The 11,418-nt window shown below is 54.2% G+C and carries 11 protein-coding genes; 6 read left to right on the forward strand and 5 right to left on the reverse strand.

The features are described from left to right. Window positions 1-97: 97 nt before the first annotated feature. Entirely contained in the window at window positions 98-871 is a 774-nt protein-coding gene (zupT, locus tag NQ230_RS03920; protein ID WP_257260078.1) for a zinc transporter ZupT, read from the reverse strand. A 196-nt stretch (window positions 872-1,067) separates the two neighbouring features. Between zupT and ygiD the strand changes: the two genes are divergently transcribed. Further along, complete coding sequence (gene ygiD / locus NQ230_RS03925) at window positions 1,068-1,856, forward strand: 4,5-DOPA-extradiol-dioxygenase (protein WP_257260079.1); 789 nt, start codon at window positions 1,068-1,070, stop codon at window positions 1,854-1,856. A 79-nt stretch (window positions 1,857-1,935) separates the two neighbouring features. On the opposite strand, the gene NQ230_RS03930 is transcribed toward ygiD, so the two are convergent. The 3 genes from NQ230_RS03930 to tolC all read right to left on the reverse strand — a co-directional run bounded on the left by NQ230_RS03930 (window position 1,936) and on the right by tolC (window position 5,440). After that, a complete protein-coding gene (locus NQ230_RS03930; RefSeq protein WP_257260080.1) occupies window positions 1,936-3,096 on the reverse strand; it encodes a glutathionylspermidine synthase family protein in 1,161 nt (386 codons plus the stop codon). 2 nt (window positions 3,097-3,098) lie between these two features. After that, window positions 3,099-3,767, reverse strand: a complete 669-nt coding sequence (locus NQ230_RS03935) for a DUF1190 family protein (protein ID WP_023309204.1) — start codon at window positions 3,765-3,767, stop codon at window positions 3,099-3,101. A 194-nt stretch (window positions 3,768-3,961) separates the two neighbouring features. Next, window positions 3,962-5,440, reverse strand: a complete 1,479-nt coding sequence (tolC, locus tag NQ230_RS03940; RefSeq protein ID WP_121424684.1) for an outer membrane channel protein TolC — start codon at window positions 5,438-5,440, stop codon at window positions 3,962-3,964. A gap of 204 nt (window positions 5,441-5,644) precedes the next feature. On the opposite strand from tolC, the gene nudF reads away from it, so the two are divergent. The 5 genes from nudF to parE are packed head-to-tail and all read left to right on the forward strand — an operon-like array spanning window position 5,645 to window position 10,053. Further along, a complete protein-coding gene (gene nudF, locus NQ230_RS03945; RefSeq protein WP_023333429.1) occupies window positions 5,645-6,277 on the forward strand; it encodes an ADP-ribose diphosphatase in 633 nt (210 codons plus the stop codon). Then, the gene (locus NQ230_RS03950; RefSeq protein ID WP_003862516.1) at window positions 6,274-6,696 is read left to right on the forward strand and encodes a DUF1249 family protein; all 423 of its coding nucleotides are present in this window, start codon (window positions 6,274-6,276) and stop codon (window positions 6,694-6,696) included. The genes nudF and NQ230_RS03950 overlap by 4 nt, the downstream gene beginning before the upstream one ends. 27 nt (window positions 6,697-6,723) lie before the next feature. Beyond that, the gene (gene cpdA, locus NQ230_RS03955; protein WP_029740697.1) at window positions 6,724-7,551 is read left to right on the forward strand and encodes a 3',5'-cyclic-AMP phosphodiesterase; all 828 of its coding nucleotides are present in this window, start codon (window positions 6,724-6,726) and stop codon (window positions 7,549-7,551) included. Further along, window positions 7,551-8,132 (forward strand): esterase YqiA, encoded by a 582-nt coding sequence (gene yqiA, locus NQ230_RS03960; protein ID WP_008502976.1) that lies wholly within the window; start codon window positions 7,551-7,553, stop codon window positions 8,130-8,132. Before cpdA ends, yqiA begins: the two co-directional genes overlap by 1 nt. Window positions 8,133-8,160: 28 nt before the next feature. Beyond that, complete coding sequence (parE, locus tag NQ230_RS03965; RefSeq protein ID WP_257260091.1) at window positions 8,161-10,053, forward strand: DNA topoisomerase IV subunit B; 1,893 nt, start codon at window positions 8,161-8,163, stop codon at window positions 10,051-10,053. 49 nt (window positions 10,054-10,102) lie between these two features. On the opposite strand, the gene NQ230_RS03970 is transcribed toward parE, so the two are convergent. Next, complete coding sequence (locus NQ230_RS03970; RefSeq protein WP_257260092.1) at window positions 10,103-11,308, reverse strand: ComEC/Rec2 family competence protein; 1,206 nt, start codon at window positions 11,306-11,308, stop codon at window positions 10,103-10,105. Between the last annotated feature and the right edge of the window lie 110 nt (window positions 11,309-11,418).

Below are 11,418 nucleotides of genomic sequence, written 5' to 3' on the forward strand. Positions count from 1 at the left end.
TGAGATAGTCTAAATAATTAAACAGAATAAAAATAGTGTAGATTATCTTCGACAAAATAAAGAAATAATGCCTCCGCGTTTAACGGAGGCAAAATGCTCAACCGATACCTGCTGTTTGCAGCAACACCAGGCTCAGGCCCATCACCGACATCCCGCACAGTACGCCATAGCTGGGGTTATTGTTCGGGTCGATCTCTTTTGCCAGCGGCATCAGTTCATCCACAGAGAGGGCGACCATAATCCCCGCGACCGCCGCCATAATGGCTGCCATCACCACCGGAGATACCAGACTTCCGAGGATCAACCACGCCAGCACGCCTCCAAGGATTTCAGCCATCCCGGAAATACCCGCCCAGAACACCGCGGTGCGTTTTGAGCCCGTGGCGGCATACACCGGTCCGGCGACGGCCAGTCCTTCAGGAATATTGTGTAAGGCGACCGCCAGCGCGATGCCAAAGCCCATCTCAAGATTGCTGCTGGCCGTTACGTAGGTCGCGACCCCCTCCGGGAAGTTATGCAGGCTGATGCCAAGCGTTAACAGCACGGCGGTACGCTTGATATTGCGCGGCATCGGCACCACGTTTTTCTGCATTAAATCCTGCGGATGCGCGTGCGGTAGCATGCGATCGAGGGCAAAGTATCCCAGCAGGCCAAAGACAAACATGCCGTAACCCAGCAGCGGAGACATGCCTTCTGTGCCCAGTGCGGCAGGCAGCATCTCCATCAGCGAGATGAGCAGCATGATCCCGGCGGCAAAACCCAGTGAGAAGGCCAGTACGCGGTTAGAGGGCTTTTGGCCGAGCACGCCGAGGATCGCACCGATAAAGGTCGCGGCGCCCGCCAGTATGGTCAGGATCAAGGGGACTGACATGCATTGCTCCTTATGATAATGATTCTCATTAATATAAATGATTCATTTCTGGCAAAGCGAGGGGGGAACCCCGGCTTTACACATTCCTTACATTCAAATTTCCTGATGATGATCTTCACGCTTATCTGCGTTCATCTTTGCCTGATTGCGCGTAATGTAGCACCATTAAATTGACACCTTCTGTAAGGATATCACCATGACTTCTTCCCGTATGCCAGCCCTGTTTTTAGGCCACGGTAGCCCAATGAACGTTCTGGAAGACAACGTCTATACCCGAGCCTGGCGTCATCTGGGCGAGACGCTGCCGCGTCCGAAAGCGATCGTGGTGGTGTCTGCACACTGGTTTACCCGTGGTACGGGCGTGACCGCCATGGACGCGCCAAAAACCATTCATGATTTTGGCGGCTTCCCGCAGGCGCTGTACGATACGCATTACCCGGCACCCGGCTCGCCTGAGCTGGCTCAAAAGCTGGTTGATTTGCTGGCACCTGTCCCCGTCACGCTGGATAAAGAAGCCTGGGGCTTTGACCATGGCTCATGGGGCGTGCTGATCAAAATGTATCCTGATGCGGATATCCCGATGGTGCAGTTGAGCATCGACAGTACCAAACCGGCCGCCTGGCATCTGGAGATGGGCCGCAAGCTGGCAACCCTGCGTGATGAAGGCATCATGCTGGTGGCAAGCGGTAACGTGGTGCATAACCTGCGCACGGCACGCTGGCACGGTGAGAACACGCCGTACCCGTGGGCGACCTCGTTTAACGACTACGTCAAAGCGAACCTGACGTGGCAAGGTCCGGCTGAGGAGCATCCGTTAGTGAACTATCTGGATCACGAAGGCGGTTCGCTCTCTAACCCGACGGCGGAACACTTCCTGCCGCTGCTTTATGTATTAGGCGCATGGGACGGTCAGGAGCCAATTACCATTCCGGTTGATGGTATTGAGATGGGCAGTTTGAGTATGTTGTCGGTGCAGGTAGGGTGAAAACATGCCCGGTGGCGCTACGCTTACCGGGCCTACAAAACCGTAGGCCGGGTCAGGCGAAGCCGCCACCCGGCAGATCTTACTCCACAAAGATGTGCGGATAGAACCGTGACAGATCCTGCGTGATCAGCGCGCGATCTTCGCGAATGCCAATCCCGGCCGGCAGATCGTTGATGAGCCAGCTGCCAATCAGCGTATAGCTGTCGCCAAACTTCGGCAGCTGATAGAACTCCTGTACGATCATCCCCTCCTCGCCGTACGGTCCTTCAACCGCTTCCAGCGTCTTACCGTTCTCGATAATCGAGACGTTTGCGCCTTCGCGGGAGAAAATCGGCTTCACGACGTACTTATCCAGCTGCGGATGGTCATCTTCCGCAAAGTACGCCGCCAGCAGGTTCGGATGGTTCGGGAACATCTCCCACAGCATCGGCAGCAGGGCTTTGTTAGAGATAATGCTCTTCCATGCCGGCTCCAGCCAGCGCACGCCAGCATCTTCCAGCTTGGTGGAGAACATCTCGCGCAGCATGTATTCCCACGGGTAGAGCTTGAACAGGTTGCTGATCACCTGGTCCTGCATATCCGTAAACTGACCTTTTTCACCCAGGCCGATATCCTCGATATAGAGGAACTCGGTCGCCACTTCCGCTTCGGCGGCGCAGTCCTGCAGATACTGAACCGTGCCACGGTCTTCTTCCGTGTCGCGGCAGCAGGCGAGATGCAGCAGGTTGAAGCCATGCTGTTCGCGCAGCTCGGCAAAACGCTCAATCAGCTTTTCCTGCAGGCTGTTAAACTGGTCGCTGCCTTCCGGCAGGTTTCCAGCATTGGCCTGGTCTTCCAGCCAGATCCACTGGAAAAACGCCGCTTCGTACAGAGAGGTTGGCGTATCGGCGTTGTTTTCCAGAAGCTTCGGTTCACCTTTGCCGTCCCACGCCAGATCCAGGCGAGAGTAAAGCGAAGGTTGATTCGTTTTCCACGACTGACGCACAAAGCCCCAGGTGTGCTTCGGAATGCGGAACTTTGCCATCAGCTCGTCGCTGTCGATGACCTTTTCCACGACCTTCAGGCACATCTGGTGCAGCTCGGCGGTCACCTCTTCCAGTTTTTCCACCTGGGCCAGCGTGAGCTTGTAATAGGCGTCTTCACACCAGTACGGCTCGCCGTACATGGTGTGGAAGTTAAAACCGTACTCGGTGGCTTTTTCACGCCAGTCCGGGCGCTCGGTGATACTGACTCGTTCCATGATCAGCCGCCCATTGAGCGAGTAGAGGAGGTACCTGTCGCACTGCGCTGCATGCTGGTCTGCTTCGCCACAGATTCACCAAACCCGCCGCGGGTGATGGTGCTGGTCGTCGCGGGCTTCGGCGCCATCGCCGTTTTCGGTACCGTCACGGTGCGGCCAGGGGTCGCTGCGCCGTAGCCTTTGCCGCTGGCATCGGTATATTGACCGTAAGCCGGGCTGGCCGGGTTTTTCGAGCTAAACAGCGGCTGCTGCTGGTAGCCTGCACCGCCGCCCATCAGACGACCCATCATGTAGCCTGCCATCAGCGGCATCCAGAAGCTGCCGCTGGACTGAGCCTGCGCCTGATTTTCAGGGGCGGTGCCTGCCTGCGCCGGTGCCTGCTGGCACTGACCTTCACCAAACTCCGCCACGCAGTCTTCGCGTGAGGCATATTTCGGTGCGGTACGTTCCGCTTCTTTCAGCGCGCTCGTATAAGCGGTTTTACATTCGGCGGCTTTGCCGGTTGCGGCGGAGCAGTCGTCTGCGTTTTGATACAGCGAAACCGTTTCGTCATTTTTCTCACAGCCTGCCAGCATAAAGACAGCCGTGACCGCCAGCGCAACAGGGGTGAGGTGACGCGCGTTCCAGCTTTTGCGGAACGAAGCGTGATTTATAGATTTTGTCCGTTTCATCTTTGTCTTCCAGGACCCAGTGGTAATAACGCTCAGGATAGAGGATGAGTGGTTGAAAATGAAGCGAAGAGGGGCGGAATCAGGGGGATCTTTACGTTGGCTTACGTTCGGGTGTGATTTTGCGCCGGGTGGCGCTGCGCTTACCCGGCCTACGATTAAGTAGGCCCGATAAGCGAAGCGCCATCAGGCAATGCTTAGTTACGGAACGGATTATTGCCTTTGCTGGCAGGCGCGGTGGTACGCGCGGCGGCAGGCTGTGCAGCAGGGGTATTGCCGTTAGCGTTGAAGTTATCAACCGCGGCAACCTGCTCCGGGTTCTCAGGTGCAACGCTGTCCGGTGAGGTGGAGACCGGTTTGCCCAGCGCGCTGTTCAGCATCTGCAGGTCTTGCTCGTTCAGCGTACCCAGAGCCTGCTTAATGTTCAGCTGGTTAATCAGGTACTGGTAACGTGCGCTGGAGAGCTGCTGCTTCGCGTTGTACAGCGTGGTGGTCGCATCGAGCACGTCAACGATAGTACGTGTACCGACCGAGTAGCCCGCTTCCATCGCGTCCAGAGAGCTCTGGGCAGACACAACGGCCTGTTTATAGGCGTTGATGCTGCTGATCGAGGCGTTCACGTTGTTGAAGGAGGAACGCACGGTCTGCACCACGTTGCGGTGGGCGCTTTCCAGCTGCTCGCTCGCGCCAACAAAGTTGTACTGCGCCTGTTTCACCTGAGAGTTGACCTGACCGCCCTGGTACAGCGGCAGGGAGAAGCTCAGACCCACTTTGTTCTGGCCCATATTGCTGTCGTCGTACTGGGACGTATTGGTTTTAGAGCCGCTATAGGTCGTATCAGAGACACCGGTAGACGCGCTCAGGCTCAGAGTTGGCAGATGGCCATCCTGCGCCTGACGAATTTGCTCGCGGGCCAGGTCCTGGCTCAGACGCGCCTGCAGTAAACTCAGGTTGCGGTTTTCCGCCTCTTTCAGCAGGGCGTTAACGGCCTGCGGTTTATCCGTTTTAAAGCTGTCCACGTTCAGCGACGCCAGCTCAGGATAGTAATTCCCGGTGACCTGACGCAGGGATTCCAGCGCGTTATCAAGGTTGTTACGCGCGGTCACTTCGTTGGCCAGCACGGTGTCGTACTGTGAACGGGCGTTCTGCACGTCGGTGATCGCGACCAGGCCCACGTTGAAGCGCTGGGTGGTCTGATCTAACTGGCGGTAAATCGCCTGTTTCTGCGCTTCGGTGTAGGAGAGCGCGTCAATGGCGCTCAGCACGTTGAAGTACGCCGTGGCGGTGTTCAGGATCAGCGTCTGCTGGTCGGTCTGATAGGTCACATCCTGGATACCCGCGCTCTTTTCCTGCAGGGTCAGGGCGCGCCATTTGGACATATCAAACAGCGTCTGTGTCAATTGCAGTGAGGCGCTGGTAGCATTGGAGTTAACGCCGTTAGCGTCGCGGAAACCGTTGCTGTAGGTATAATCTGCACCTAACCCTAACTGTGGCAGCAAGGGGCTACGCGCTTCGTTAATCTTTTCAAACGCAGCATCACGATCGGCCGCTGATTTACGTAAATCAGGGTTGCCCAGACGTGCCTGCTGGTAGACCTGTAACAGGTTTTCCGCCTGGCTCATTGCACTGAAGCCCGTCAGGCTCAGGCCGATAAGGATGGGGAGCAATTTCTTCATTTGCATTCCTTGTTGTGAAGCAGTATTAGCGCTGATCTAATTAAAAAATAATTGCCGATTCTAACAGAATCTTCCATACCAAAAGGTTGGCGTTACGTGCCATCTGGCGGTAATTTGCACCAATCTACCATATAGCCTTGCAAACGGCAGCCAAACAGCCTTGAAATTCACACTTTCATCACCATTGCTACCAGGACTCGACTCATGCAGAAACCAGAAAAGTTGCCCGTGACATTCGCCAAAAACGATGTAGAAATTATTGCACGAGAAACGCTTTATAGCGGTTTTTTTTCAATGGATCTTTACCGTTTCAGGCATCGTCTGTTTAACGGGGAAATGAGCGGTGAAATCAGACGCGAAATTTTTGAACGCGGGCATGCGGCAGTCTTGCTACCCTTTGACCCAGTGCGTGACGAAGTTGTGCTGGTGGAGCAGATCCGCATTGCCGCTTATGACGTGAGTGAGAGCCCGTGGCTGTTGGAAATGGTGGCCGGGATGATCGAAGAAGGTGAGTCGGTTGAAGACGTCGCCCGGCGCGAGGCGCTGGAGGAGGCGGGGCTGGTGGTAGGCCGCACCAAACCGGTGCTGAGCTATCTGGCAAGCCCGGGGGGCACCAGCGAGCGCTTGTCCATTATGGTGGGCGAAGTGGACGCCACGACGGCGGAAGGGATCCACGGTCTGGCAGATGAAAACGAAGATATTCGGGTTCATGTGGTGAGCCGGGAACAGGCTTATCAGTGGGTAGAAGAGGGGAAAATCGACAACGCAGCGTCTGTCATCGCCCTGCAATGGCTACAGCTGCATTATCAGACATTACGAAACGAGTGGAAAAAATGAAGCGCTATACGCCTGACTTCCCAGAAATGATGCGCCTGTGCGAAACCAATTTCGCACAGTTGCGCCGCCTGCTGCCGCGTAACGACGCACCCGGCGAAACGGTAAGCTATCAGGTGAGCAACGCGCAGTATCGGTTAACGATAACGGAATCAACGCGCTACACTACGCTGGTGGAGATTGAGCAAACGGCCCCGAGCATTAGCTACTGGAGCCTGCCGTCGATGACGGTGCGCCTCTATCACGACGCGATGGTCGCTGAAGTGTGTTCAAGCCAGCAGATCTTTCGCTTCAAAGCGCGTTATGATTACCCGAATAAAAAGTTGCATCAACGCGACGAAAAGCATCAAATTAACCAGTTTTTAGCCGACTGGCTAAGATATTGTTTAGCACATGGAGCAATGGCGATTCCGGTTTGTTAGCGTCATAAACCTACCTAAGGACACCATTTGGAAAGCCTGTTGAACCTGACTGTTGCTGGTGGGGCGCCAGTCAGGATATTACAAATCACCGATACCCACCTTTTTGCCGAAAAGCATGAGACGCTACTGGGGGTCAACACCTGGGAGAGTTATCAGGCGGTGCTTAGCGCCATTCACGCTGAAAACCGTGCATGCGATCTGATTGTCGCAACGGGCGATCTGGCGCAGGATCAGTCCTCCGCGGCCTACCAGCATTTTGCTGAAGGCATCGCGAGCTTTAGCGTGCCTTGCGTCTGGCTGCCGGGAAACCATGACTTCCAGCCTGCCATGTTCAGTTCTCTTCAGGATGCGGGGATTTCTCCGGCGAAATGTGTTTTTGCGGGTGAACAGTGGCAGATCCTGCTGCTGGACAGCCAGGTATTTGGCGTCCCGCACGGTGAGTTAAGCGAATTTCAGCTCGACTGGCTTGAGACCAAACTGGCTGCTGAACCTGAACGCCACACGCTGCTGTTGCTTCATCATCACCCTCTGCCGGCGGGCTGCAGCTGGCTCGATCAGCACAGCCTGCGCAACTCCGCGGCGCTGGACCGCGTGCTGGCGAAGTTCCCCCGGGTGAAAAATCTGCTATGTGGGCATATTCACCAGGAGCAGGATCTCGACTGGAACGGACGCCGCATGCTGGCGACGCCGTCGACCTGCGTTCAGTTTAAGCCGCACTGCGCCAACTTTACGCTGGATACCATCGCGCCAGGCTGGCGCTGGCTGGAACTGCATGCCGACGGCACGCTGACCACGGAAGTCTGCCGTTTGACCGGTGCAAAATTCCGCCCGGATACCGCTTCAGAAGGCTATTGATGTCTACGCTCCTTTATCTGCACGGATTCAACAGCTCGCCGCGCTCCGCAAAAGCGACACAGTTTCGCCAGTGGCTGAGCGAGCATCACCCCGACGTTGAGATGATTATCCCGCAGCTGCCGCCTTACCCGGCAGAGGCCGCGGAGATGCTGGAATCTATCGTGCTTGCGCACGGCGGCGAAACCTTCGGCGTCGTCGGTTCATCCCTGGGCGGGTACTACGCCACCTGGCTTTCACAATGCTTCATGCTGCCCGCCGTTGTGGTTAATCCGGCGGTTCGGCCATTTGAGCTGCTGAGGGACTTTCTTGGCGAAAACGAGAACCCCTACACCGGCCAGCAATATGTGCTAGAGTCACGCCATATTTACGATCTCAAAGTTATGCAGGTCGACCCGCTTGAGGCGCCGGATCTCATCTGGCTGCTGCAACAGACGGGTGATGAAGTGCTGGATTACCGCCAGGCAGTGGCGTATTACGCCTCCTGCCGCCAGACTATAGAAGAGGGCGGAAACCATGCTTTCACGGGCTTTGAGAATCATTTCACCCAGATTGTCGATTTTCTTGGACTGCACAGCCACTGACAATCAATGCGAATTGCTAGTTTAAATCATGACGCAAACCTATAACGCTGATGCCATTGAGGTCCTCACCGGGCTTGAGCCGGTTCGCCGCCGCCCGGGGATGTACACCGATACGACGCGCCCAAACCATCTGGGCCAGGAAGTTATTGATAACAGTGTTGACGAAGCGCTGGCGGGGCATGCCAAACGCGTTGACGTTATCCTGCACGCCGATCAGTCGCTGGAAGTCATCGACGACGGGCGCGGCATGCCGGTGGATATCCACCCGGAAGAGGGCGTGCCTGCCGTTGAACTGATCCTCTGTCGTCTGCACGCGGGCGGTAAGTTCTCCAACAAGAACTACCAGTTCTCCGGCGGTCTGCACGGCGTGGGCATTTCCGTCGTGAACGCCCTGTCCAAACGCGTGGAAGTCAACGTTCGTCGCGACGGTCAGGTCTATAACATCGCGTTTGAAAACGGCGATAAGGTGCAGGATCTGCAGGTTGTCGGCACGTGCGGCAAACGCAACACCGGCACCAGCGTCCACTTCTGGCCTGACGAAAGCTTCTTCGACAGCCCACGCTTTTCCGTTTCTCGCCTGACGCACCTGCTGAAAGCCAAAGCGGTGCTGTGTCCGGGCGTGGAAATCACCTTTACCGATCACGTTAACAATACCGCACAAACCTGGTGCTACGCCGATGGTCTGAACGACTACCTGTGCGAAGCGGTAAACGGCCTGCCAACGCTGCCGGAAAAACCGTTTGTCGGTAACTTTAGCGGCGATACCGAAGCCGTGGACTGGGCGCTGCTGTGGCTGCCGGAAGGTGGCGAGCTGCTGACGGAAAGCTACGTTAACCTGATCCCGACCATGCTCGGCGGTACCCACGTCAACGGCCTGCGTCAGGGGCTGCTGGACGCGATGCGCGAGTTCTGCGAATACCGCAACATTCTGCCGCGCGGCGTGAAGCTGTCGGCGGAAGATATCTGGGATCGCTGCGCCTACGTGCTCTCCGTGAAGATGCAGGATCCGCAGTTTGCCGGTCAGACCAAAGAGCGTCTGTCGTCACGTCAGTGCGCGGCATTCGTCTCCGGCGTGGTGAAAGATGCCTTTACCCTGTGGCTGAACCAGAACGTTCAGGCGGCAGAGATGCTGGCTGAAATGGCCATTTCCAGCGCCCAGCGTCGTCTGCGCGCCGCGAAGAAGGTGGTGCGTAAAAAGCTGACCAGCGGCCCCGCGCTGCCGGGCAAGCTGGCAGACTGTACCGCGCAGGATCTCAACCGTACCGAGCTGTTCCTTGTGGAAGGGGACTCGGCGGGTGGATCGGCCAAGCAGGCGCGCGATCGTGAATATCAGGCGATCATGCCGCTCAAGGGTAAGATCCTGAACACGTGGGAGGTCTCTTCTGATGAAGTGCTGGCCTCGCAGGAAGTGCACGATATCTCGGTGGCGATCGGCATCGATCCGGACAGCGACGATCTGAGCCAGCTGCGCTACGGCAAGATCTGTATCCTCGCGGATGCGGACTCCGACGGTCTGCACATCGCCACGCTCCTGTGCGCGCTGTTTGTGAAGCACTTCAAAACGCTGGTGAAAAACGGTCACGTCCACGTGGCGCTGCCGCCGCTGTACCGTATCGACCTCGGCAAAGAGGTTTACTACGCGCTGACGGAAGAAGAGAAAGTGGGCGTGCTGGAACAGCTGAAGCGCAAGAAGGGCAAACCGAACGTGCAGCGCTTTAAAGGGCTGGGCGAGATGAACCCGATGCAGCTGCGTGAAACGACGCTGGATCCGAACACGCGCCGCCTGGTGCAGCTGACGATCAGCGACGAAGACGAACAGCAAACCAATGCCATGATGGATATGCTCCTTGCCAAGAAGCGTTCGGAAGACCGACGTAACTGGCTGCAGGAGAAAGGCGATATGGCGGATATTGAAGCATAAGTGCACCACCAAATAAGGTGTTTCTTAGGGTAAGTAGAAACACCTTATTTTAATATTTCACACAGTAACACCAACTCAGCCTGGCCTTTTCTTCAGGTACCCATTCTCCATTAAAAGAGGTCAGCTTAATTGTCTGGCCGCCTTTCTTGTCAGGGTGTCGGCAATTTGTACACAAACGTCTTGCTTTTGGAATGTCTAAAAAATCTGTACATGGACGTGATGATTGACTTCCGTATTGGTTATAATCACTTCTTACGAATATCGTTTTAGCATCAAAGTTAATATACTCCCGAAGAACTTCATAAACTTCCTTGTTGTTTCCAGAACCATGATGAGGGGCGGTAATTAGGTAAGTGGTATCCAGGAAAATTAATGATTTTTTATATTGATTAAAACTGAAGTTAGAATCAGCGCAAAATAAAACACCAGCACCATCATCTTCCTTTGGAGAATAAAAAACGAGGCTTTCTTTATTAATCGTGCTCAAGTATAAGAATTTTAATGGGGGGATTTTTTGTGCCTTGATTGTGTATATTTCTTGGCTATTTACGGGGAGTAGAAATGGTTCGCCACCCCGAGTCAGTCCATTTGCAGAATATTCAAATAAGCGAATCATAACACCTTTATTAAATGCTGCAATTGCAAGGTTACGAATGGATTCTGCTGTTTTGAATGCCTGTCGTGAAAGGCTCATCAAATGATGATTAGCAAAGAATAATCGATTATAAATGTTTATCACATGTTGCTGGTATTTTGGTTTTTTTACTTCGAAATGATTGAAATAGTTGTCCCTTAATTCTTCAAAGAAGGATGATGCTGCAATTTCTTCATCTGCCATGTCTTTATCATTCTCAGAATAAATAGGCTCTTCTTGATTATTCTGAAAGTATGGCTCCAGATCCTCCAGATAAGAATATTCACCTTCTAAATTCTGGAGGTCATTAATTAATTCATAATAAAACTCATCAGGAAAAAACACGAGTTTTTTTATATTCGAGGTTAAGCCGGCAGGGACCCACAATTGATTACAAGTGGTGACGGGGTCTTTCAGAAACTCTGATAGCCCGTTGACATGATCAGCATCCCCGTGTGAGCAAACCATAATGTCAACATGGCTACCCCCTGTTTCCCTTATAAAGTTTGATGTAAAATGATTATGTTTTAGCCCCCCATCAAAGAGTATTTTTGTATTCTCATTTATTTCAAGATAAAAGCTGTCACCTACGCCGACATTAAAGGCAATAAATTTTTTCACATTTTAGTCCTCTGTTTTTTATTATCACTTTTGCTATTATCGGCATAGATGGCACATCTCTTTAATGGATTAGTTAAGGTTGTTTTAATTATAGTGTCTTGATAAGAAGC

Origin of the sequence: Enterobacter asburiae (genome assembly GCF_024599655.1) — a bacterium.
Classification (GTDB): domain Bacteria; phylum Pseudomonadota; class Gammaproteobacteria; order Enterobacterales; family Enterobacteriaceae; genus Enterobacter; species Enterobacter asburiae_D.

Coding starts and splice junctions, on each gene's coding strand:
- zupT (WP_257260078.1), bottom strand. CDS start 871: ATGTCAGTCCCCTTGATCCTGACCATACTGGCGGGCGCCGCGACCTTT.
- ygiD (WP_257260079.1), top strand. CDS start 1,068: ATGACTTCTTCCCGTATGCCAGCCCTGTTTTTAGGCCACGGTAGCCCA.
- NQ230_RS03930 (WP_257260080.1), bottom strand. CDS start 3,096: ATGGAACGAGTCAGTATCACCGAGCGCCCGGACTGGCGTGAAAAAGCC.
- NQ230_RS03935 (WP_023309204.1), bottom strand. CDS start 3,767: ATGAAACGGACAAAATCTATAAATCACGCTTCGTTCCGCAAAAGCTGG.
- tolC (WP_121424684.1), bottom strand. CDS start 5,440: ATGAAGAAATTGCTCCCCATCCTTATCGGCCTGAGCCTGACGGGCTTC.
- nudF (WP_023333429.1), top strand. CDS start 5,645: ATGCAGAAACCAGAAAAGTTGCCCGTGACATTCGCCAAAAACGATGTA.
- NQ230_RS03950 (WP_003862516.1), top strand. CDS start 6,274: ATGAAGCGCTATACGCCTGACTTCCCAGAAATGATGCGCCTGTGCGAA.
- yqiA (WP_008502976.1), top strand. CDS start 7,551: ATGTCTACGCTCCTTTATCTGCACGGATTCAACAGCTCGCCGCGCTCC.
- parE (WP_257260091.1), top strand. CDS start 8,161: ATGACGCAAACCTATAACGCTGATGCCATTGAGGTCCTCACCGGGCTT.